Consider the following 22836-nt stretch of genomic DNA (forward strand, 5'->3'; position numbering starts at 1 on the left):
CGGGGCTCCCGACCCCACAGTCCGTGCTGCAGGCATCCTCGCACCTGCCACTGACAACACGCCCGGCACCCACCTTCAAGTGATCTTGAATGGTCGGCTGTGGGCGGAAAAGGGCAGGCTTCGACATATGCGGCACGCACGTTCGGCAACCATCGGCGCGGGGAGCGCGTCTACCCTCGGTACGCGGCCCCGGTCGGAGGCGGTCGGGCGGCACTACAGTGGATCGGAACTACGGGCCGAGCGCCCGGGACGACGCAAGACCACGAGGACACGAGCAGCAGGGAGCGCATGACGTGCGGCCGGTCGGCAGTAAATACCTGCTCGAGGAGCCGCTCGGGCGCGGCGCCACGGGTACCGTCTGGCGAGCCCGCCAGCGTGAGACCGCGGGCGCCGAGGCGGCCGTGGCCGGCCAGCCCGGCGAGACCGTAGCGATCAAGGTCCTCAAGGAGGAGCTCGCGAACGACGCGGATGTCGTGATGCGGTTCTTGCGCGAGCGCTCTGTGCTGCTGCGCCTTACGCATCCCAATATCGTGCGGACCCGCGACCTCGTTGTCGAGGGGGATCTGCTCGCTCTGGTGATGGACCTCATCGACGGGCCCGACCTGCATCGCTATCTGCGGGAGAACGGTCCGTTCTCGCCGGTCGCGGCCTCGCTTCTCACCGCGCAGATCGCCGACGCTCTTGCCGCCAGCCACGCCGACGGTGTCGTCCACCGTGACCTCAAGCCCGCCAATGTCCTGCTCGACGAGCGCGACGGGCAGATGCACCCGATGCTCACCGACTTCGGCATCGCGCGACTGGCCGACTCGCCGGGTCTGACCAGGACGCACGAGTTCGTCGGTACGCCGGCGTATGTCGCCCCGGAGTCGGCCGAGGGGCGTCCGCAGACGTCCGCCGTGGACATTTATGGCGCGGGGATTTTGCTGTACGAGCTGGTCACCGGGCGTCCGCCGTTCGCGGGCGGCAGCGCGCTGGAAGTGCTTCACCGGCACCTGAGCGAGGAGCCCCGTCGGCCCACCACCGTTCCCGAGCCGCTGTGGACGGTCATAGAGCGCTGCCTGCGCAAGGAACCGGACGAGCGGCCCAGCGCCGAGAACCTCGCCCGCGCCCTGCGCACCGTCGCGGCCGGCGTCGGCGTGCACTCGTCGTCCGCACAGGTCGAGGCGGCCATGGGTGTCGGCGCGCTGCTCGCGCCCGACCCGGACCCCGCGCCGGTCCCCGGCGCGCCCGGTGCCGCCGACCCGACACAGGTCCTGCCCAGCAACGCCGGTTCGTACGACCCGGCCGCCGCGACCAGCGTCCTGCCGTCGACCGGCGCACCGCAGTACGGCGGCGCAGGGCAGTATGCCGACCCGACCGCCGTCATGCCGCCCGTACCGCCGCGCCCCGACGGCGCACCCGGCGGGGGCCCCGAGGACCCGCACCCCTGGCAGAACCAGCTGCGGGCCGCCCGTGACCGCAACGAGCAGACGCAGGTCCAGTACCTCGACCCGAGCCAGGACCCGCTGCGCCGCCGCCCGCAGCGCCAGCCGCAGCCCCTGCAGCGCCAGCCGCAGCAGCCCCCGCAGCGTCAGCAGCAGCAACAGCAGCCGCAGCGGTATGCCCCGCCGCCGCCCCCGCAGCAGCGGTACGCGCCGCCGCAGCAGCCGTCCCCGCCGGCCCAGCGCCCGCCGCGCGAGCCCCGCGAGCCGCGCCGTCGCAGCGCGAACCCGATGCGGATCCCGGGGCTCGGCTGTCTCAAGGGCTGTCTGTTCACGCTCGTGCTGTTGTTCGTGGGGTCCTGGCTGATCTGGGAGTTCTCCGGGCTGCAGGAGTGGATCGGTACGACGAAGGGCTTCTTCGCCCAGATCGGTGACGTGATCGACAAGGTCACGAAGTTCTTCAGCGATCTCGGCAGTTCCACCGGCGCGTGAGTCGCCGGGTTCGTTGATTTGTCGACTTCTGGGGGTGGATTTCGCCCCCAGAAGTCGAGGTTGACGCCATACGGGGCACCGGACGCCCCGTCAGCCGCGTAGCCTCAGGGCGACCGTCAGCCGCTGAGGGAGCAGTCTTGGCACGGAAAATCGGCAGCCGGTACACGGCCCACCAGATCCTTGGGCGGGGCAGCGCCGGCACGGTGTGGCTCGGTGAAGGTCCCGAGGGGCCTGTCGCCATCAAGCTCCTGCGCGAGGACCTCGCGTCCGACCAGGAACTCGTCGGACGCTTCGTCCAGGAGCGCACCGCGCTGCTCGGACTCGACCACCCCCGTGTCGTATCGGTTCGCGATCTTGTGGTGGACGGCACCGATCTCGCGCTCGTCATGGATCTCGTACGGGGTACGGATCTGCGTACGCGGCTCGACCGCGAGCGACGTCTTGCCCCCGAGGCGGCCGTCGCCATCGCCGCCGATGTCGCCGACGGGCTCGCCGCCGCGCACGCGGCCGGCGTCGTGCACCGGGATGTGAAGCCCGAGAACATCCTGCTGGACATGGAGGGGCCGCTCGGGCCCGGCGGCGCGCACCCCGCGCTGCTGACCGACTTCGGCGTCGCCAAGCTCATCGACACCCCGCGCCGCACCCGCGCGACGAAGATCATCGGTACGCCCGACTACCTCGCCCCCGAGATCGTCGAGGGCCTGCCGCCCCGAGCCGCCGTCGACATCTACGCCCTGGCGACCGTGCTGTACGAGCTGCTCGCGGGCTTCACGCCCTTCGGCGGCGGCCACCCCGGTGCTGTGTTGCGCCGCCATGTGACCGAGACCGTCGTGCCGCTGCCGGGCATCCCGGAGGAGCTGTGGCAGCTGCTGGTGCAGTGCCTGGCCAAGGCCCCGGCGTCGCGGTTGCGCGCTTCTGAGCTCTCCGCCCGGCTGCGTGACCAGCTGCCGCTTCTTGCCGGGATGCCTCCGCTGGACGTGGACGAGCCGGGCTCGGAGGACGAGGAGGAGCGCTACGCGGCGTACGACGAGCCGCAGCCCGCCACGGCCGACGAACCGCGCCGCCGCGGCGCCGTCCCGCTCGTGCCGGGCTCGTCGCCGGACTCCAACCGCGACACCCACACGAGCATGCGCGTCCCCGCCCCCGACGAGCTGGCCGGCGGCGCCCGCGGTACGGCCCGCGCGCCCCGGGCCGCGGGCCAGCGCCGCCCCGGCTCGGCCCGCCACAAGTCGGACACCGTACGCAGGCGACGCCTCGTACTCGGCGGAGCCGCTGTCCTGGTGGCCGCTGCGATAGGCGTGGGCGGCTGGCTGGCGGTGACGGGCGAGGGGACGGACCAGGCCCCGCAGGACACCGAGCAGTCGTCCCCCGCGCAGCCGTAGCCCGGGGGGAGTGACAAGGCGCTCCTCCGGGGGAGGGGAACGTACGGCCGCCCAGCCGTTACGCTGGACCCGTGGCAGTCGTCGATGTATCCGAAGAGCTCAAGTCCCTCTCCTCGACCATGGGGTCGATCGAGGCCGTCCTGGACCTCGACAGGATGAGGGCCGATATCGCCGTGCTCGAGGAGCAGGCCGCGGCCCCGTCCCTGTGGGACGACCCCGAGGCCGCGCAGAAGATCACGAGCAAGCTCTCCCACCTCCAGGCCGAGCTGCGCAAGACCGAGGCGCTCCGCAGCCGCATCGACGATCTCTCGGTGCTCTTCGAGCTCGCCGAGATGGAGGACGACGCCGACACCCTCGTGGAGGCGGAGGCCGAGCTGATCTCCGTCCGCAAGGCGCTGGACGAGATGGAGGTACGTACCCTCCTGTCCGGCAAGTACGACGAGCGCGAGGCTCTCGTCAACATCCGCGCCGAGGCCGGTGGCGTCGACGCCTCCGACTTCGCCGAGCGGCTGATGCGCATGTACCTGCGCTGGGCCGAGCGCCACGGGTACGCGAGTGAGCTCTACGAGACGTCGTACGCGGAAGAGGCCGGCATCAAGTCCGCCACCTTCGTCGTCAAGGCGCCGTACGCCTACGGAACGCTCTCCGTGGAGCAGGGCACGCACCGCCTGGTCCGTATCTCCCCCTTCGACAACCAGGGCCGCCGTCAGACGTCCTTCGCGGGTGTCGAGGTGCTGCCGGTCGTCGAGAAGACCGACCACATCGAGATCGACGAGTCCGAGCTGCGTGTCGATGTCTACCGCGCGTCGGGTCCCGGTGGTCAGGGCGTCAACACGACTGACTCCGCTGTCCGTCTGACGCACGTTCCGACCGGCATCGTCGTCTCCTGCCAGAACGAGCGCTCGCAGATCCAGAACAAGGCGAGCGCCATGAACGTCCTCCAGGCGAAGCTGCTCGAGCGCCGCCGCCAGGAGGAGCAGGCGCTGATGGACTCGCTCAAGGGCGACGGCGGCAACTCCTGGGGCAACCAGATGCGTTCGTACGTCCTGCACCCCTACCAGATGGTCAAGGACCTGCGTACGGAGTTCGAGGTCGGCAACCCGCAGGCGGTTCTCGACGGCGAGATCGACGGCTTCCTGGAAGCCGGAATTCGCTGGCGCAAGCAGCAGGAGAAGTAAGCCCCGGTAACTCGCTTTGTCGACACGGTAACTGCCGCCCATGAGGCGGCAGTTGCGTTTTGTGTCACAGTCGTATTCCCGTACGACGGGCAAGTGCCTTCATTCCGGACATCGAGCCCGGAATGACCTTGACGCTCCCTTTAAAAGTGGCAAAGCTGACGCGCGGCATGCGTATCTCTGGGGCGTGTGTGACCGGGGGGAAGTACAAACCCCCAGTGTCTGTCGCCCCTTGCGCTGCTCCACTGACGAATTCAGCTACTGGGGGTAGCAAGCAGATGACCAAGAAGACGCGGATCCGCGTTGCGCGTATAGCAGCCGGTGCGGTGATCGCCGCCGGTGCTTCGCTGACCGCCGCGGGCGCCGCTTCGGCCGTCGGTATCGGCGTCGACGTGGCCGGCCTCAGCGCCGACGCCAGCGTCGACCAGGAGGGTCTCGACATCTCCCTCGCCGCCGACCCGGCGGACCCGGCCGATCCGGCCGACCCTGCGGACCCGGCCGACCCCGCGGACCCGGCCGACCCGGCCGATCCTGCGGACCCGACCGACCCGCTCGACCCGATCGACCCGCCCACCGACCCGACGGACCCGGTGGACCCGCCCACCGACCCGACGGACCCGATCGACCCGCCCACCGACCCGACCGACCCGGTGGACCCGCCGACGGACCCGACGGACCCGGTGGACCCGCCCACGGATCCGACCGACCCGGTGGACCCGCCGACCGACCCGACCGACCCGGTCGACCCGCCGACCGACCCCACTGACCCGACCGACCCCGGCAGCAACGGCGGGAACGGCAACGGCGGTAACGGGAACGGCGGTAACGGGAACGGCGGCAACAACGGCAACGAGAACGGTGGCGGCGGCAACGGCGGCACCGACGGCGGCGGCACCGTGACCGGTGGCTCCGACGGTGGCACCGGCGGCGACGCCGGTACCTGCACCCTCGACCTCGACGGTGCCGAGTGCGAGGACAACACCGACACCAACAACGCCGGCTCCCAGCCGGTGGCGCAGGGCAAGGCCAAGGAGGAGCTCGCCGAGACGGGCGCCGCCGAGACCTCGTTCCTGCTGATCGGTGCCGCGACGATGATCGCCGGTGGCATCGGCTTCCGCATGCTGCCGCGTCTGGTCAGCGGCCGCACGGTCGCCTGAACCACTTAGGCGCAACTGAGGGGCCCGGAGCGCGCTGAGCGCTCCGGGCCCCTCTCTTTGGTCTCCGCCGGCCCTCAGAGGGGCCGTGAAAGCGTTACGGGCGGCAAAAGCCGGCGTACCGAGCGGTAGGGCCGGCCGGGTGCTACGCGGTCTGGTGCGCCAGCAGGGCCACCGCCGCCACCAGCAGGGCCACGAGCGCCAGCAGCGCGACGGGGCTCAGCCCGCCCAGCGGGCCGCCTTCCTGCTGCATCCTCGCCCTGTTGGCCCGGCACACCGGGCAGCGGCCCTGATTCACCGGGGCCGCGCAGTTCGCGCACACCAGTCGGTCATAGGTCATGCGCTTTCCTCCTCCCGCGCGGCGGGAGCCGCCTTCGCGCGCTTCTCTCACCCAACGCTCAGGGGAACGTGACTGTTCCCCCTCTCACTGTGCCAGCTCCCACGCGTTCCGGCGCGCCCCGCCGGGTTACGGCCGTTCTGTTCCGGTCGGAATGCGGCTCCGATCCGTGATAAATCGCCCATCGCAGGACGCCGACTGCGCGGTCCTCCCCGCGTCGCGTATGGTCACGCTCACCTACTCCCGGCGACCGTGGTGCACCCGTGATCCGATTCGACAACGTCTCCAAGACCTACCCGAAGCAGAGCCGCCCCGCCCTCAGGGATGTTTCCCTGGAGGTCGAGAAGGGCGAATTCGTCTTCCTCGTGGGCTCTTCCGGCTCCGGTAAGTCAACCTTCCTGCGGCTGCTGCTGCGTGAGGAGCGCGCCAGCCACGGCATGGTGCACGTACTGGGCAAGGACCTCGCGCGCCTGTCCAACTGGAAGGTGCCGCAGATGCGGCGCCAGCTCGGCACCGTCTTCCAGGACTTCCGCCTTCTCCCCAACAAGACCGTCGGGGAGAACGTCGCGTTCGCGCAGGAAGTCATCGGCAAGTCGCGCGGAGAGATCCGCAAGTCCGTGCCCCAGGTCCTCGATCTCGTCGGCCTCGGCGGCAAGGAGGACCGGATGCCCGGTGAGCTCTCCGGTGGTGAGCAGCAGCGCGTGGCGATCGCGAGGGCGTTCGTCAACCGCCCGATGCTGCTGATCGCGGACGAGCCGACCGGCAACCTCGACCCGCAGACCTCTGTCGGCATCATGAAGCTGCTGGACCGCATCAACCGCACCGGCACCACTGTGGTGATGGCGACCCACGACCAGCAGATCGTCGACCAGATGCGCAAGCGCGTCATCGAACTCGAGGGGGGCCGCCTCGTGCGCGACCAGTCTCGCGGCGTCTACGGCTACCAGCACTGAAAGGACGCCATGCGCGCCCAGTTCGTCCTGTCGGAGATCGGCGTCGGTCTCCGCCGGAACCTCACCATGACCTTCGCAGTGGTCATCTCCGTCGCCCTCTCCCTCGCCCTGTTCGGCGGGGCTCTGCTCATGCGCGAGCAGGTGAGCACGATGAAGGGCTACTGGTACGACAAGGTCAACGTCTCCATCTTCTTCTGCAACAAGAACGACGCGGAGACCATCCCCAAGTGCGCCAAGGGGGCGGTCACCGCCGAGCAGAAGAAGCAGGTCAAGACCGACCTCGGCAAGATGGACATCGTCAAGACTGTCGAGTACGAGTCGGCCGACCAGGCGTTCAAGCACTACAAGGAGCAGTTCGGGGACTCCTCGATGGCCGACACCATCACCCCGGACCAGATGCAGGAGTCGTACCGGGTCAAGCTCAAGGACCCGGAGAAGTACAAGGTGGTCGCCACCGCGTTCGCCGGCCGGGACGGCGTGCAGTCGGTCCAGGACCAACGCGGCATTCTCGACAACCTCTTCGAGTTGATGAACGGCATGAATGTGGCCGCGCTCTGCGTGATGGCCCTGATGCTGGTCATCGCGCTGATGCTGATCGTCAACACGGTGCGTGTTTCCGCCTTCAGCCGTCGGCGTGAGACCGGCATCATGCGGCTCGTCGGCGCGTCGAGCTTCTACATCCAGATGCCGTTCATCATGGAGGCCGCGTTCGCGGGCCTGATCGGCGGCGTGGCCGCGTGCGGAATGCTGCTCGTGGGCCGGTACTTCCTGATCGACCACGGCCTGGCGCTGTCCGAGAAGCTGACTCTCGTCAACTTCATCGGCTGGGACGCCGTACTGGCCAAGCTCCCGTTGGTGCTGGCGATCGGTCTGCTGATGCCCGCCCTCGCGGGCTTCGTGGCGCTGCGCAAGTACCTCAAGGTGTGACATGAGCCCCTGGCGTCGTACGGTCAACCGGCCGTACGGCGCCATCTGTTTGTCCTAGACTCGGCGCCATGCCGGGCCCGGAAGTCACTCCCCATCCCCGCGGTGTTCGCCGCGGGGCGGCCCTGACATTGCTTTTCGCGACCGTACTCGTCACCGCGGCCGCCACCGACTGCTGGCAGCGCGACGACGAGAAGTCCCCTTCGCTCTCCGCCCGTTCCGTCGCGGCCACGGCCGACCGTGAGGCGGTCGCCGAGGCCGCCGCCGAGGCGATGGCCGACGGCAAGTCCGGCAAGGAGGCGGCCGAAGAGGTCGTCAGCCGGAGCGGGGACCGGTGGGGCGCGGTCTACGACCCTGTGGAGTACGAGGAGTTCGAGCAGGCACTCGGCGGTCAGTACACCGGCGTCGGTCTGTGGGCCGAGCGCGGCGAGGACGGCCGCATCGAGGTGTCCAAGGTGCAGCGCGGGGGCCCCGCCGAGCGGTCCGGAGTCAGGGCGGGCGACCGGCTCCGTACGATCGACGGCCGGCCGGTGGAGAACCGCCCCGTCACCGAAGTCGTCCAGCTCCTGCGGGGCGACGCCGACGGGGACGACGGGCAGAAGGCCGGCAGCTCGGTCGTGCTCGGCCTGGAACGTGGTGCCCGCCGGTGGAGCGAGCGGCTGCTCCGCGCCCGCCTCAGCACCGAGGCCGTCACCGTCGAGCGGCTCGCGGACGGCGCCACGCTGATCAAGGTGGCGTCCTTCACCAAGGGCTCGGGCGAGCGGGTACGGGAAGCGGTCCGCGCCGTACCCGAGGATCACGGCGTGCTCCTGGATCTGCGCGGCAACGGCGGCGGGCTCGTCACCGAGGCCGTCACCGCCGCTTCCGCCTTCCTCGACGGGGGGCTGGTGGCGACGTACGACATGGAGGGCGAGCAGCGGGCGCTGTACGCGGAGCCGGGCGGGGACACCGGCCGCCCGGTGGTGGCGCTCGTCGACGGCGGCACCATGAGCGCGGCGGAGCTCGTCACGGGCGCGCTCCAGGACCGCGGCCGGGCGGTCACGGTGGGTTCCCGTACGTTCGGGAAGGGCTCGGTGCAGATGCCGAGCCGGCTGCCCGACGGTTCTGTGGCGGAGCTGACCGTCGGGCATTACCGCACGCCGGCGGGCCACAGGGTCGACGGCAGGGGGATCGTTCCGGACCTCGCGGTGAGCGAGAGGGCCGAAGAGCGGGCCCGGACAGTATTGAGTGGCCTCGGGGGAGGGTCGTAGTGCGAAAATGGCCGCACTATGGCTAAGGAAAAAGGGCGCAAGATCATCGCGCAGAACAAGAAGGCGCGACACGACTACCTCATCATCGACACGTACGAGGCCGGCCTGGTGCTGACCGGCACCGAGGTGAAGTCCCTGCGCCAGGGACGCGCCTCGCTGGTCGACGGCTTCGTACAGCTCGACGGGGGCGAGGCGTGGCTGCACAACATCCACGTACCCGAGTACACGCAGGGCACCTGGACCAACCACTCCGCGCGCCGCAAGCGCAAGCTGCTGCTGAACCGGGCGGAGATCGACAAGCTCGCGAGCAAGACGCAGGAGACGGGTCACACGATCGTGCCGCTCGCGATGTACTTCAAGGACGGCCGGGCCAAGATCGAGATCGCGCTGGCCAAGGGCAAGAAGGAGTACGACAAGCGGCAGACGCTGCGCGAGAAGCAGGACACACGCGAGACGAACCGGGCGATCTCGGCCGTGAAGCGCAAGGAGCGCGGGCGGATCTGAGGGCGCGCCGCCGGCCGGCAGGAATAGGCTGGCACGGTCGTGCGTTGTTCACGTACGATGGCGCTTGTGCCCCTCGGGGTGCGGCACCACATTGATAAAAAAACATGGGGATGATCGGTTTCGACAGCGGATGTCGAGGCAGGGGAAGCGAGTCGAGGAAGCGGCAATGATCTCGTTAACCATATGTCGCAACCAATAATCGCCGATTCCAAGCGCGATTCCTTCGCCCTCGCTGCCTAAGTAGCGACTGCGTGAAGTGTCAGCCCGGGGGTGTTCCCGACCCGGATCCTGGCATCATCAAGGGAACTAAACCACTCGGTCCGGTCACGGGATCGGGTGGGAAATCAAACAGTGACTGAGCCCGTCGGAGACTTGTCCGTGTGATCTCCGGGGCCGAGAAAAACGTAGCGGACTGCACTCGGAGAAGCCCTGTTTCTGCACCGTTGGACGCGGGTTCGATTCCCGCCATCTCCACAATTCCCATGTGAGGCCGAGGCCCCGCCGTCCTAGGACGGCGGGGCCTTTGTCGTTCCCCGGCGCACCGCGCAGAGCACCAGGGCGATCGCCGCGGCTGTCACCGGGGCCGCGTAGCCCGAGACCGGGGACGCGTGCTCCGACAGCCAGCCGCCCGTCGCCGAGCCCGCGGCTATGCCGCCGAGGATCGCGGTGACGGCCAGGGTCATGCCCTCGTTCAACTGGGCCCGCGGGACCACGCGTTGCAGCAGGGTCATGCCCGTGACCATCGTGGGGGCCGTGGCCGCTCCCGCCAGGAGCAGGGCGCCGGCGACCGCCACCAGCGAGCCCGTCGAGGCCGCGAGCAGAGGCAGTGACATCAGCAGCGTCATCGCCGCCACGCAGGCGAGCAGGCGCCGGTGCGGGTTCGTCGCCGGGCGCGCGGAGCCGTACAGCAGGCCCGCCACGCACGAGCCCGCCGCCTGCAGGGCGAGGACCGGGCCCGCTGCCGCGCCGTGGCCCAGACCGTCGGCGAAGGCCAGGGTGACGACCTCCATGGAGCCGAAGACCCCGCCCGTGGCGAGGAAGACGGCCAGCAGTGCGGGCATGCCGGGCAGGCGGAGCGGTGAGCGGACGGTCGTCGTGCGCGGGGCGACCGGCGGCTGCGTGGACCGCTGGGCCGCGAAGATCAGGATGCCGGTCATCAGGAGGATCGCGCCGGTGAGTGTGCCGGCCTCGGGGAAGAGCGCCGAGCAGAGGAACGCGGCGGCGACCGGGCCGAGCATGAAGCACAGCTCGTCGGCGGCCTGCTCGAAGGAGTTGGCGGTGTGCTGGGCCGCCGGGTCGTCCCGGTGCAGGTGGGCCCAGCGGGCGCGGGACATGCCGCCCGTGTTGGGGGTGGTCGCGGTAGCGGCGTACGCGGCGAAGAGCGTCCAGTTGGGCGCGCCGTTACGGACGCACAGGAGCAGGGCGAGCGAGCCCAGTACGGCGACGGCGGCGGCGGGCACCGCGACGCGGGCCTGCCCGTGCCGGTCGACCAGCCGGGCCGTCCAGGGCGCCACCAGGGCGGTGACGGCGAGGCCGACCGCGGTGACGGCGCCTGCCAGGGCGTACGAGCCGCGCGAACCGGCGATCATCATGACCGCGCTCACGCTGAACATTCCCATCGGGAGCCGGGCGAGGAGATTGCCCGCGGTGAAGGCGCGGGCGCCGGGAGTGGCGAAGAGGCGGCGGTAGGGGGAGAGGCGGCCGGGCCTGCGTCGGCGCGGTTCGTACGGGTAGTGGCCGGGGCGGTCCGCGGCTATCAGGACGTCGCCGGAAACGGCCAGGAGCGGGGAGAAGGGTTCTTGGAGGGGCATGGATCAAGCTTCACGGCGGGGTCCGCCGGCGGTCCAACACCTTCCGTGCGTCGATTCACGCACCTGCGTTGTAAGTTCACGGCGTGCCCCACGACATCGAACCCCGTCTGCTGCGCGCCTTCGAGGCGGTCGCCGAGGATCTGCACTTCACCCGCGCGGCAGCCAGGCTCTACGTCGCCCAGCAGGCGCTCAGCCGCGACATCCGCCGCTTGGAGCGGGAGTTGGGCTCCGAGCTGTTCGTACGGTCCACCCGGAGCGTGTCACTGACGGCGGACGGCGAGCGGCTCCTGCCGTACGCGCGACGCGTGCTGGCGGCGTACGACGAACTGGGCGCGGCCCGTGTACTGGACGAGCGTCCGCTGGTGGTGGACGTCGGTGCGCCGGTCGGCACCGCGTACCAGGTGCTGGAGGCGACGCGGGCGGCGGCGCCCGACGTCGAGTTCGTCGCGCGCTTCCACAGCGGCCTCACGGGAGCGGCGGCCGCGATCCTCGCGGGCCGGCTGGATGTGTCCTCGGGGCGGGTCGCCGGGCTCGATCCCGCCGTGCTCGACCAGCTGGAGCACCGGCCGGTGCGCTTCGAGCGGATGGCCGTACTGCTCTGCGAGGACCATCCGCTGGCCGCGCTGGACGAGGTGCCGCTGGACGCGCTCGCGGGGGAGACCCTCTACGCGGGAGCCGGCAATCCGGCCACCGCCGAGTGGACCAATCTCGCGGTACGGCTCTTCGCGGGGCGGGGCATCGAGGTGGCGGCGCCGTTCCCGGAGATCGAGGGCGCCGAGGAGTTCGTCCGGGTCATTCGCAAGCGGCGCTGGTCCGTACTGGCGAGTACCGAATTCATCGCGGTGCCCGGCATGGAACTGCGGCCGATCGTAGACCCCGTACCACTGTCGCCCATCTCACTTGTCTGGCGAAAGGGCCTCCACCATAAGGGGCTTGAGGCCCTAAAAGGGACGATTGGTGAGCTCATGACGCGGCATATGTGGCTGGAAATGCCCGTAGGTGGCTGGCTGCCCGAAACCGATGTGTCACTGATGCTCAACAACACCTGACTCGGCAGCCCGACTGTCATCGGCGTGCGCTACATTCATCGCCTGGGTGCGGTGTGGTAGGGGGCGCTCGGGGTGGGTGGGGGCCCAATCCGACGGCAGGTATCCAGGCAGTCGCGCGCGCTCCCCGAATCACTTCTGTGGGGGATGTGCGTACAACTGTGGACAATTTGCGAGATGATGCCCGATTCGGGTATCCCCAAGATCTGAGTCCGAGCGAGATCACGGTCGAGCTCGGCGCCGTGCAGCTGGACGGCGTCGGCCGGCAGCTGCCGGATTCGACGCAGCTGCTTGGTGCCCCCGAGCTGCCGGGTGTTCCGGAGCCCCAGGAGGGCTCCGACGGGCCGGTCTTCGTCGACGAGAGCGGCCGCAGGAGCAAGAAGCTGCGGCGTATCGGCTGGGTTCTCGCCTTCACCTGCGCCGTTTACGGAGCGGTGCTGGTCGCCACCATGATCGGCGGCAACTCCAGCGCGCCCTGGCTGCTCATACCCGGCCAGACCGATGGCAAGAAGGCGGAAACGGTCAAGGTTTCCCCGGCCCCCACCGAGCCCGCCGGGCCGTCCGCCACCGAGGGCCCGGGCAAGGCGCCCGGCGAGCCCGGCCCCACCACCGACTCCAGCGGGACGGCCGTGACGGCCCCGCCCGCCCGCGGCGGCTCCGGCGACGCGCCCGCGCCTCCCGGCCCCCTCGGCCCTCCGGCGACCTCCCCGAAGGCCAAGCCCTCGGGCGCCACCGTCGTACCGCCGCCGGGCCCCGACAGGTCGTCCAGCCGGCCCGCCCCGGGCGACCCCGGCCCCGAGCCGGGCCCGGACAAGCCGCCCGAGCCGGTCGAGCCCGACCCCGACCCCAGCGAGAGCGCCCCCACACCCCCCGTCATCGAGCCCGACCCGCCCGCAGGAGAAAACGCATGACAGCCAGACGCCGAGCCATCAGGCGCCGCCGCAGGCTGCCCATGCGCTACCTGCTTCCCTCGGTCTTCCTCGCCGCGCTCTTCGCGATGCTGATGCTGCGGGGGTACGTGCACAACGAGATCCAGCCCGACCACCGCATCAGGCTCCTCGACGACAAGCGCCAGGTCCCCGAGGAGATCCACAAGGGCGGGCCCGTCATCGACGCACGGCAGCCGGACAAGCCCGTCAGCCTGCGCGTACCGGACGACAAGATCGTCATCACCTTCGACGACGGTCCGGACCCGGTCTGGACGCCCAAGGTCCTCGACCAGCTGAAGAAGTACGACGCCCACGGCGTCTTCTTCGTCACCGGAGCCATGACCTCCCGCCACCCCGACCTGGTCGAGCGGATGGTGGAGGAGGGGCACGAGGTGGGCCTGCACACCTTCAACCACCCCGATCTCTCCCTCCAGTCGCAGTCCCGCCTCGACTGGGAGCTCTCCCAGAACCAGATGGCGCTCGCGGGAGCGGCCGGTGTCCGCACGTCCTTCTTCCGGGCGCCGTACTCGAACTTCGTCTGGCACCTGGACAACAAGAACTGGAACCTCGTCAAGTCGATCGGCGGCCGCGGGTACATCACCGCGTTCAACGACACCGACAGCCACGACTGGCGGCGCCAGGGCGTAGACAAGATCATCAGCAACGCCACGCCCAAGCCCGGCAAGGGCGCGATCGTGCTGATGCACGACTCCGGCGGTGACCGTTCCCAGACCGTCGAGGCCCTCGGACGCTTCCTGCCCGCCATGCAGGACAAGGGCTACGAGTTCACCACGCTCAGCAAGGCGCTGAACGCGCCCACCGCCCACACCCAGGTCACCGGCCCGGAGCTGTGGAAGGGCAAGGCGTTCGTCTACGCCGTCGGCATATCGGAGAACATCACCACCGTCCTGGTGGCCGGCCTCAGCATCGTCGGTGTCCTCGTCATGGGGCGCTTCGGCCTGATGCTGATCCTGGCGTTCGTGCACGCCCGCAAGGTGCGTGGACGCAACTTCAGCTGGGGCGCCCCGGTCACCGAACCGGTCACGGTGCTGGTCCCGGCGTACAACGAGAAGGCGTGCATAGCCAACACCGTCCGCTCGCTGATGGACAGCGACCATCCGGTCGAGGTCATCGTCATCGACGACGGCTCCGTTGACGGCACCGCGGACATCGTCGAAGCGATGCGGCTGCCGAACGTACGCGTCGTACGCCAGGAGAACTCCGGCAAGCCCGCCGCGCTCAACAACGGCATCGCGCACGCCCGCTACGACATCGTCGTGATGATGGACGGCGACACCGTCTTCGAGTCGTCCACGGTCCGCGAGCTGGTGCAGCCCTTCGGCGACCCGGTCGTCGGCGCGGTCGCGGGCAACGCCAAGGTCGGCAACCGGGACAGCCTGATCGGCGCCTGGCAGCACATCGAGTACGTGATGGGCTTCAACCTCGACCGCCGCATGTACGACGTACTGCGCTGCATGCCCACCATCCCCGGCGCGGTCGGCGCCTTCCGCCGCAGCGCGCTGGAGCGGGTCGGCGGCATGAGCGAGGACACCCTCGCCGAGGACACCGACATCACCATGGCCATCCACCGGGACGGCTGGAAGGTCGTGTACGCCGAGAACGCGCGTGCCTGGACCGAGGCCCCCGAGACCGTCCAGCAGCTGTGGTCGCAGCGCTACCGCTGGAGCTACGGCACCATGCAGGCCATCTGGAAGCACCGCCGCTCCCTCGTCGACAAGGGCCCTTCCGGCCGGTTCGGCCGCGTCGGCATGCCGCTGGTCTCGCTCTTCATGGTGGTCACGCCGCTGCTCGCGCCGCTCATCGACGTATTCCTCCTGTACGGCCTGGTCTTCGGCCCGACCGGGAAGACGATCGCCGCCTGGCTGGGCGTACTCCTCCTGCAGGGCGTCTGCGCGGCGTACGCCTTCCGCCTGGACAAGGAGAAGATGACGCACCTCATCTCGCTCCCCCTCCAGCAGCTCCTCTACCGGCAGCTCATGTACGTCGTGCTGCTCCAGTCCTGGATCACCGCACTCACCGGCGGCCGGCTGCGCTGGCAGAAGCTGCGCCGTACCGGAGTCGTGGGAGCCGCACCGGGCGCCGTGCCGACGCAGCGCCGCGACCGGAGGCCCGTCGCATGACGCACAACCATCCCGAGGGCCCGTACCGGCAGCAGTACGAGAACGCGGGCGGGGACCCGTTCGCACCCCAGCCGTACGCGGAGGCGGCAGCGGATCCGTACGCCCAGCCGTACGCGGACGCGACGGCCGATCCCTTCGCGGAGCCGTACGCCCGGACGTACGCCCAGCCGTACGCGGAGGCAACGCCAGAACCGGCGTACGCCTACCCGGCGACCGCACCCGCGACCGCACCCGCGCCCGTGGCCGTCGCCGACCCGGCCGAGGCGCCGGATCCCCAGCCCGCCCCCGCGCCGAAGGCGCCCGGCCGGGACCGGTACCTGGACCTGCTGCGCGCCACGGCCCTCATCCGCGTGGTCCTCTTCCACACCGTCGGCTGGGCATGGCTGACGGTCGTCTTCCCCTCCATGGGCGTGATGTTCGCGCTGGCGGGCTCGCTGATGGCCCGGTCGCTGAGCCGCCCGGCCGGCGGCGTGATCCGTGACCGGCTCCGACGACTGCTGCCGCCCCTGTGGGTGTTCGGCGCCATCATGCTGGGCTTCATGTTCTACGCCGGCTGGAGGGCCTCGGCGGAAGACGGTCTTTGGTGGTGGCTGAAGATCTTCAACTACCTCGTCCCGGTCGGCGCCCCGCCGTTCCCCTGGACCGTCGGTGCCGACACCGACCTGCTGGGTACCGGCTGGGCCATCAGCGCCATCGTCCCGCTCTGGTATCTGCGCACGTACCTGTGGTTCGTGGTGGCCTCGCCGCTGCTGCTCATGGCGTTCCGCAAGAGCCCGTGGCTGACGATGCTCGCGCCGATCGCGCTGACAGCGGTCATCGAGACCGGCCTGGTGACGATCCCGGGGGAGACCGGCAGCGCCGTAAGCGCCTTCGCGCAGTTCGGAGCCTGCTGGATCCTGGGCTTCGCGCACCAGGACGGCCTGCTCAAGAAGATCCCGCGCTACATCGTCGTATCGAGCGCGGCCATGGTCATGGCCTTCGGCCTGTGGTGGGCATCAGGTCACCTGACCGAAGAGGGCTGGAACCTCAACGCCATCCCGCTGGCCCAGGCCACGTGGTCCCTGGGCTTCACCACCATCCTGCTGACGTACTCGCCGTCCTGGCAGCAACTGCCCGGCAGACTGGCCCGGTTCGACAAGCTGGTGACGCTGTTCAACAACCGCGCGGTCACCATCTACCTCTGGCACAACATCCTGATCCTGCTGGCGGTCCCGCTGATCGACCTGCTCTGGAAGATCCCGTTCGTGAGCAACAACTTCGCCGAGATCCTGGGTGATTCCTACCAATTCCTCATGTTCGTCCTGGTCTGGCCGCTCCTCGGTCTGATGATCCTGGCCGTCGGCTGGGTCGAGGACGTCGCCGGCCGGCGAAGCCCGCGCCTCTGGCCGAACGGCAAGGACCGCAGCAAGGTCGCACAACGATCGGAAGCAACAGGATGAAGCGCGTCAGCTGGCTCCTCTTCGCCATCGCCCCCGTCGCGATGATCTCCTTGTACGCCTTCGCGCCGGCCCAGTCCGAAGCGGACCCGGCGCGCACCGGCGCCGCCAAACGGGCGCAGCAGGAGCTCGAATCGGCCGAGGACCTGATAGCCAAGCTGCCGCCGGGGCTCGCCGCCCCGGACAAGAAGGAGCTCGCCCAGGAGCTGGTGGCGACCGCCATGAACTCCACGAAGAAGTGGCGCAGCCTGTACGGCCACATCGCGGACAGCGGTTACGGCTCCGGCTACTGCGGCGGCGTGGTCGGGTTTTGCTCCGGCACGAAGGACATGCTGACGCTCGTCGAGTCCTACACCGAGGACAACCCCGACAACGGCCTGGCCAAGTACCTGCCCGCTCTGCGCGAGGTCAACGGCACCGACTCGCACAAGGGCCTGGACCCCGGTTTCACCGAGGCGTGGGAGCAGGAGGCCGACACTGCCGCCTTCCGCGCCGCGCAGGACGAACTGCGGGACACCATGTACTTCAAGGAGGCTGTCGACCTCGCGAAGATGGACGGCCTCGGGACGCTCGGCCAGTTCATCTACTACGACGCGATGGTCCTGCACGGCCCCGGCATCGACCGTGACGGCTTCTACGAGATCCGCGAGCGCGTGATGGCCAAGGCGAAGACCAAGGCCGAGGGCGGCAAGGAGGAGGCGTACCTCAACGCCTTCCTCGACACCTGCCGTCAGGTGATGAAGCAGTCGGAGTCCGGACGCGACACCAGCCGCATCGACACCACCCAGCGGGTCTTCCTGCGCGACGGCAATCTCGACCTGAAGACACCGCTGACCTGGCACATGTACGGAGAGGAATTCCGCGTCTCCTGAACGGGCCCTCACCATCGAGCCCCGCCCCCCGTGAGAGCAAGGTTGCGCGGCAGTCATCTCGCGGCACGGGGCTGAAACCCGCCGTCCCTAGCGTCAGGTCCATCGACCCGACACCTGTGGAGGCACGTGATGACTGGGCGGCGCTGGATCGAGCGGTGGGACCCCGAGGACGAGACGTTCTGGCGGGAGGGCGGTGAGAAGATCGCCCGCCGCAACCTCCTCTTCTCGGTGTTCTCCGAGCACATCGGGTTCTCCATCTGGACCCTGTGGTCCGTCATGGTGCTCTTTATGGGCCCGGAGTACGGCATCGACCCGGCCGGCAAGTTCTTCCTGATCGGCACGGCCACTCTTGTCGGGGCCGTGGCCCGTGTTCCGTACACCTTCGCGGTGGCCCGCTTCGGCGGCCGGAACTGGACCGTCTTCAGCGCGCTGATGCTGCTCCTGCCGACGGTCGCGGCGTACGCCGTCATGGAACCGGGCACCTCCTACACCACCTTCATGGTGGTCGCGGCCCTCACCGGCGTCGGAGGCGGCAACTTCGCCTCCTCCATGACGAACATCAATTCCTTCTTCCCCCTGCGCAAGAAGGGCTGGGCGCTCGGCCTCAACGCGGGCGGCGGCAACATCGGCGTACCGGTGGTCCAGCTCGTCGGCCTGCTGGTCATCGCGGTGGCGGGCGCGACACACCCCCGCATCCTCCTGGCCGCGTACATCCCGCTCATCCTCCTCGCGGCGGTGTGCGCCGCGCTCTGGATGGACAACCTGGCACCGGTACGGAACGACACAGGCGCGGCCAAGGCCGCCGTGCGCGACCCGCACACGTGGATCATGTCCTTCCTCTACATCGGGACGTTCGGCTCCTTCATCGGCTACAGCTTCGCGTTCGGCCTGGTCCTCCAGACCCAGTTCGGCCGTACGCCGCTCCAGGCGGCCTCGCTCACCTTCATCGGCCCGCTCCTCGGCTCGCTGATCCGCCCCCTCGGCGGCTCCCTCGCCGACCGCTTCGGCGGCGCGCGCATCACCCTCTGGAACTTCGCCGCGATGGCGGCAGCGACGTCCGTGGTCGTCTACGCCTCCACCACGAAATCCCTCCCCGTCTTCCTGACCGGCTTCACCGCGCTCTTCGTCCTGAGCGGCCTCGGCAACGGTTCGACCTACAAGATGATCCCCGCGATCTTCCAGACGAAGGCGCTGGCGAAGGGAATGGAGGGCGAGGCGGCCGCGGCGTACGGGCGGCGGCTCTCCGGGGCCTCCATGGGCCTGATCGGCGCGGTCGGGGCGCTCGGCGGACTCGCGATCAACCTCGCCTTCCGTCAGTCTTTCCAGACGGCGGGAACGGGCACGGCGGCCTTCGCGGCCTTCCTGGCCTTCTACGCCGCGTGCTTCGCCGTCACCTGGGCGGTATACCTTCGGCGTCCGGTGGCCGTACCGGCGAAGCCGCAGCTCACCTATGCGGAGGTGTGAGCCGCGCGGGTCCGTAACGGCCGGGAAATACGAAGGAACCGAGCCTGTCATGTGTTGTTGACAGGCTCGGCCCTCCGCATCACCAGCACAGCGGTACCGAAAGCCGGGATGTCCGTGAACAACGCCACGCAGGAACCACAGTCAGAACCCCACCACGGCCCGCTCGCGGGCTTCACCGTGGGCGTCACCGCCGCGCGGCGCGCCGAAGAGCTGGGCACACTGCTCACCCGGCGCGGCGCGGCGGTCCTGCACGCGCCCGCGCTGCGGATCGTGCCGGTGGCGGACGACAGCGAGCTTCTGGCCACCACGAAGCAGCTGATCGACGACGCACCCGATGTGGTGATCGCGACGACGGCGATCGGCTTCCGGGGCTGGGTGGAGGCGGCCGACGGCTGGGGCCTGGGCGATGCCCTCCTGGCCGGCCTGCAGAACGTCGAAATCCTGGCCCGCGGCCCGAAGGTGAAGGGCGCGATCCGGGCCGCAGGCCTCACGGAGGAATGGTCGCCCACCTCCGAGTCCATGGCCGAGGTACTGGACCGCCTCCTGGCCGAAGGCGTAACGAACCGGCGCATCGCGATCCAGCTGCACGGCGAACCGCTGCCCGGCTTCGTGGAGGCGCTGCGGGCCGGCGGCGCGGAGGTGGTCGGCGTTCCCGTCTACCGCTGGATGCCGCCGGAGGACATCGCACCGCTGGACCGCCTCATCGACGCGACGCTCTCCCGCGGCGTGGACGCCATGGCCTTCACCAGCGCCCCCGCCGCGGCGTCACTCCTGTCCCGCGCCGAGGAACGAGGCCTGCTTCCCGGCCTCCTGGCGGCCCTCAGCCACGACGTACTGGCGGCCTGCGTCGGCCCGGTGACCGCCCTGCCCCTCCAGGCGCACGGCATCGACACCGTCCAGCCCGACCGCTTCCGCCTGGGCCCCCTGGTCCAGCTGGTCTGCCGCGAACTACCGGGCCGCGCCCGCACCCTGCCGGTCGCCGGCCGCAGCCTCGAGATCCGGGGCCAGGCGGTCGTGGTCGACGGCGAGCTGCGCCCTGTGCCGCCCGCCGGCATGTCCCTGCTGCGAGCCCTGGTCCGCCGCCCGGGCTGGGTCGTCTCCCGAGCAGACCTTCTGCGCGCACTCCCGGGCTCGGGCAGCGACGAACACGCCGTAGAAACGGCGATGGCCCGCCTGCGCACGTCCCTCGGCGCCCCCAACCTGATCCAGACGGTGGTAAAACGCGGCTACCGCCTGGCCCTGGACCCGTCGGCGGACACGAAGTACGCGGACACGTAACGCCACTGCCCCGGCCGGACGGACTGAGGGAGGGCGCCGCTTCGCACTCCACGGTGCCGGGAGGGTCGGTGCCGGGGCGGCACCGACCCCGGAGCCCCCGCCCGGCGGACGGACTCCGGCGCAGCCGCATCGAGGCCGGTAGCTCTTCCAGCGGATCCTGCACCGGTAGGAGGGGTTCCGGCGGGCCCCGTCGCCGGGCACTCTGGGAGGGACGGCGAAGGCGGTGACTGACGCATGGCAGCGGGCAGCGCAGGCTCGTGCGAGTTGCGGTTCGATTCCGGACGGATCTGTCTGGACCTGTTGGCGACAGGCGCGCACCCCACCGAGCAACTGAGCGGCCCCCGACGCCTGCGGGAGTGGCTCGTGGGGGCGGAGCTCGTGCCCGGCGACGCGGTGCTGGACGCCGTGAACGACGAGTGGGTCGGGCGATTCGCCGAAGTGCGGGCGTACGTCGCCGAATTGGTGCACGCACAGCTCAAGGGCCGCCCCGCCCCCCGAGCCCTCCGCCACATCAACAGCCTCGCCGCCACCCCGCCCCCCGGCCTCAGAGCCGTACGCACCTCGGACGGCACCTGGATCAGGACCCTCAGCGACGCTCCCGCATGCGCGCCCCTGCTCGCCGCCGTCGCCCGCGACACGGTGGATCTCCTCACGGACCCCGCCGCCCGCGCCCTCCTGCGCCAGTGCGAGGGCGACAACTGCCACCGCCTGTACCTCGATACGTCCAGGGGCCGCCGCAGGCGCTGGTGTTCCAGCGAGGTGTGCGGCAACCGGGAACGGGTCGCCCGGCACCGGCGGCGAGCAGCGGTCGCGCCCCGCGCCTGAAAAGTTTTTCGGATCGCGTTGAGTCGATCGCCGGACCCCTGCGTAGTGATGGGGGAGGGAGCCACACAGGGTCTCGACCGGGAGGTTCGGGTGCGCGAGGATGCGGCCGTGGCCGATAGCCGTCAGCACAGGGCGCGACATAGAAGCGAGCGCCCGCGCGCCGAAAAACCGACACCGGACGAGGAGTTGATGCGCGCGCTCTACCGCGAGCACGCCGGACCGCTGCTCGCCTACGTACTGCGTCTCGTCGCCGGCGACCGCCAGCGCGCCGAGGACGTCGTACAGGAGACGCTCATCCGTGCCTGGAAGAACGCCGGTCAGCTCAACCGGGCGACCGGTTCCGTCCGCCCCTGGCTGGTGACGGTCGCACGACGCATCGTCATCGACAACCATCGCAGCCGGCAGTCCCGGCCGCAGGAGGTCGACCCGTCGCCGCTGGAGGTCATGCCCGCGGAGGACGAGATCGACAAGGCGCTGTGGCTGATGACGCTCTCCGACGCGCTCGACGATTTGACTCCCGCCCACCGGGAAGCACTTGTCGAGACGTATTTCAGGGGGCGTACGGTCAATGAGGCGGCCGAAGTGCTCGGCATACCCAGTGGGACCGTCAGGTCCCGGGTCTTCTACGCACTGCGCTCGATGAAGCTCGCGCTGGAGGAACGAGGGGTGACGGCATGACGACGCACGACCGGCACTCCGAGCACGACGCCGTCGGCGCCTACGTGCTCGGCATCCTGGACGACGCGGACGCCACCGCCTTCGAGGCCCACCTGGCGTACTGCGAGTACTGCGCCGCCCAGCTCGACGACTTCGCGGGCATGGAACCGATGATGGCGGCCCTGGCCCAGTCCCCCGGCCCGCCCCCGCAGCTGACCCAGCCCAGCCCGCAACTCCTCACCCGCCTCACCGACGAGGTGGCCGCGGGCCGCGCGCAGCGCCGCCGCCGCGGGTTCTACCTGGTCGCGGCCGCCGCCGTGCTGGTGATCGGCGGTCCCACGATCGCGGTCGTGACCACGTCCGACGGCAACGACCCGGACCGGCACGTCGCCGGGGAGCCCCACCCCACCAGCCCCGCCGAGGACGCCTTCTTCAACCACATGGAGGAGAAGATCGTCGCGACCGACGCGAGCACGAAGGTCAGCGCGACGGTGGGCATGGAGAAGAAGGCCTGGGGGACCCACACCGTCCTGGAGCTCAAGAACGTCAAGGGCCCGCTGAAGTGCAGCCTGATCGCCGTCTCGAAGGACGGCAAGGAAGAGACAGTGACGACCTGGGCCGTCCCGAAGTGGGGATACGGCATCCCGGACAGCACGCACGAGATGGCGAAGAACCCGCTGTACGTCCACGGCGGCGCGGCGATGAATCGTAACGAAATCGACCACTTCGAGGTCCGGACCTTCGATGGAAAGCGCCTCGTCGAGGTAGAAGCCTGACAGATCAGC

At 69.9% G+C, this 22836-nt stretch carries 20 protein-coding genes and 1 other RNA gene; 19 read left to right on the forward strand and 2 right to left on the reverse strand.

Annotated elements, in window-relative coordinates:
• The first annotated feature begins 293 nt into the window (after positions 1–293).
• The 4 genes from AC1P0E_RS21140 to AC1P0E_RS21155 all read left to right on the forward strand — a co-directional run bounded on the left by AC1P0E_RS21140 (position 294) and on the right by AC1P0E_RS21155 (position 5627).
• Positions 294–1913 (forward strand): serine/threonine-protein kinase, encoded by a 1620-nt coding sequence (locus AC1P0E_RS21140; RefSeq protein ID WP_482743697.1) that lies wholly within the window; start codon positions 294–296, stop codon positions 1911–1913.
• A 137-nt stretch (positions 1914–2050) separates the two neighbouring features.
• Positions 2051–3295: a serine/threonine-protein kinase gene (locus AC1P0E_RS21145; RefSeq protein WP_482743698.1), complete on the forward strand. Its 1245-nt coding sequence runs from the start codon at positions 2051–2053 to the stop codon at positions 3293–3295.
• A 71-nt stretch (positions 3296–3366) separates the two neighbouring features.
• Positions 3367–4473, forward strand: coding sequence for a peptide chain release factor 2 (gene prfB / locus AC1P0E_RS21150; RefSeq protein WP_482743699.1), 1107 nt, complete (start codon positions 3367–3369; stop codon positions 4471–4473).
• A 275-nt stretch (positions 4474–4748) separates the two neighbouring features.
• On the forward strand, positions 4749–5627 hold the full coding sequence (locus AC1P0E_RS21155; RefSeq protein WP_482743700.1) for an LPXTG cell wall anchor domain-containing protein: 879 nt from the start codon (positions 4749–4751) through the stop codon (positions 5625–5627).
• Between the two features lie 142 nt (positions 5628–5769).
• Here the strand turns inward: AC1P0E_RS21155 and AC1P0E_RS21160 are convergent, their stop codons facing one another.
• Positions 5770–5964 carry a hypothetical protein gene (locus AC1P0E_RS21160; RefSeq protein ID WP_482743701.1) on the reverse strand — a complete coding sequence of 65 codons (195 nt, stop codon included), beginning with the start codon at positions 5962–5964 and terminating at the stop codon, positions 5770–5772.
• A 260-nt stretch (positions 5965–6224) separates the two neighbouring features.
• On the opposite strand from AC1P0E_RS21160, the gene ftsE reads away from it, so the two are divergent.
• From ftsE to ssrA, 5 genes are all read left to right on the forward strand, one after another.
• On the forward strand, positions 6225–6914 hold the full coding sequence (gene ftsE / locus AC1P0E_RS21165) for a cell division ATP-binding protein FtsE (protein WP_028815006.1): 690 nt from the start codon (positions 6225–6227) through the stop codon (positions 6912–6914).
• Positions 6915–6923: 9 nt separating this feature from the next.
• Positions 6924–7841 (forward strand): permease-like cell division protein FtsX, encoded by a 918-nt coding sequence (ftsX, locus tag AC1P0E_RS21170; protein ID WP_482743702.1) that lies wholly within the window; start codon positions 6924–6926, stop codon positions 7839–7841.
• Between the two features lie 68 nt (positions 7842–7909).
• On the forward strand, positions 7910–9088 hold the full coding sequence (locus tag AC1P0E_RS21175) for a S41 family peptidase (protein ID WP_482743703.1): 1179 nt from the start codon (positions 7910–7912) through the stop codon (positions 9086–9088).
• An 18-nt stretch (positions 9089–9106) separates the two neighbouring features.
• A complete protein-coding gene (smpB, locus tag AC1P0E_RS21180; protein ID WP_482743704.1) occupies positions 9107–9592 on the forward strand; it encodes an SsrA-binding protein SmpB in 486 nt (161 codons plus the stop codon).
• Positions 9593–9698: 106 nt separating this feature from the next.
• Positions 9699–10069: a transfer-messenger RNA gene (gene ssrA, locus AC1P0E_RS21185) on the forward strand.
• A 29-nt stretch (positions 10070–10098) separates the two neighbouring features.
• On the opposite strand, the gene AC1P0E_RS21190 is transcribed toward ssrA, so the two are convergent.
• Positions 10099–11403, reverse strand: a complete 1305-nt coding sequence (locus AC1P0E_RS21190; RefSeq protein ID WP_482743705.1) for an MFS transporter — start codon at positions 11401–11403, stop codon at positions 10099–10101.
• Between the two features lie 83 nt (positions 11404–11486).
• On the opposite strand from AC1P0E_RS21190, the gene AC1P0E_RS21195 reads away from it, so the two are divergent.
• The 10 genes from AC1P0E_RS21195 to AC1P0E_RS21240 all read left to right on the forward strand — a co-directional run bounded on the left by AC1P0E_RS21195 (position 11487) and on the right by AC1P0E_RS21240 (position 22827).
• On the forward strand, positions 11487–12452 hold the full coding sequence (locus AC1P0E_RS21195; protein WP_482743706.1) for a LysR family transcriptional regulator: 966 nt from the start codon (positions 11487–11489) through the stop codon (positions 12450–12452).
• 158 nt (positions 12453–12610) lie between these two features.
• Complete coding sequence (locus AC1P0E_RS21200; RefSeq protein ID WP_482743707.1) at positions 12611–13360, forward strand: hypothetical protein; 750 nt, start codon at positions 12611–12613, stop codon at positions 13358–13360.
• A complete protein-coding gene (locus AC1P0E_RS21205) occupies positions 13357–15519 on the forward strand; it encodes a bifunctional polysaccharide deacetylase/glycosyltransferase family 2 protein (protein ID WP_482743708.1) in 2163 nt (720 codons plus the stop codon). Before AC1P0E_RS21200 ends, AC1P0E_RS21205 begins: the two co-directional genes overlap by 4 nt.
• Entirely contained in the window at positions 15516–16958 is a 1443-nt protein-coding gene (locus AC1P0E_RS21210) for an acyltransferase family protein (RefSeq protein WP_482743709.1), read from the forward strand. Before AC1P0E_RS21205 ends, AC1P0E_RS21210 begins: the two co-directional genes overlap by 4 nt.
• Positions 16955–17827 (forward strand): chitosanase, encoded by an 873-nt coding sequence (locus AC1P0E_RS21215; protein ID WP_482743710.1) that lies wholly within the window; start codon positions 16955–16957, stop codon positions 17825–17827. The genes AC1P0E_RS21210 and AC1P0E_RS21215 overlap by 4 nt, the downstream gene beginning before the upstream one ends.
• A 129-nt stretch (positions 17828–17956) precedes the next feature.
• Entirely contained in the window at positions 17957–19291 is a 1335-nt protein-coding gene (locus tag AC1P0E_RS21220) for an MFS transporter (RefSeq protein WP_482743711.1), read from the forward strand.
• A 108-nt stretch (positions 19292–19399) separates the two neighbouring features.
• A complete protein-coding gene (locus AC1P0E_RS21225) occupies positions 19400–20569 on the forward strand; it encodes a uroporphyrinogen-III synthase (RefSeq protein ID WP_482743712.1) in 1170 nt (389 codons plus the stop codon).
• Between the two features lie 234 nt (positions 20570–20803).
• A complete protein-coding gene (locus AC1P0E_RS21230) occupies positions 20804–21394 on the forward strand; it encodes a CGNR zinc finger domain-containing protein (RefSeq protein ID WP_482743713.1) in 591 nt (196 codons plus the stop codon).
• Positions 21395–21442: 48 nt separating this feature from the next.
• A complete protein-coding gene (locus tag AC1P0E_RS21235) occupies positions 21443–22072 on the forward strand; it encodes a sigma-70 family RNA polymerase sigma factor (protein ID WP_214969366.1) in 630 nt (209 codons plus the stop codon).
• A complete protein-coding gene (locus tag AC1P0E_RS21240; RefSeq protein ID WP_482743714.1) occupies positions 22069–22827 on the forward strand; it encodes an anti-sigma factor family protein in 759 nt (252 codons plus the stop codon). Before AC1P0E_RS21235 ends, AC1P0E_RS21240 begins: the two co-directional genes overlap by 4 nt.
• Positions 22828–22836 lie beyond the last annotated feature (9 nt).

It is taken from the genome of Streptomyces sp. TRD_SC_5 (assembly GCF_056836825.1).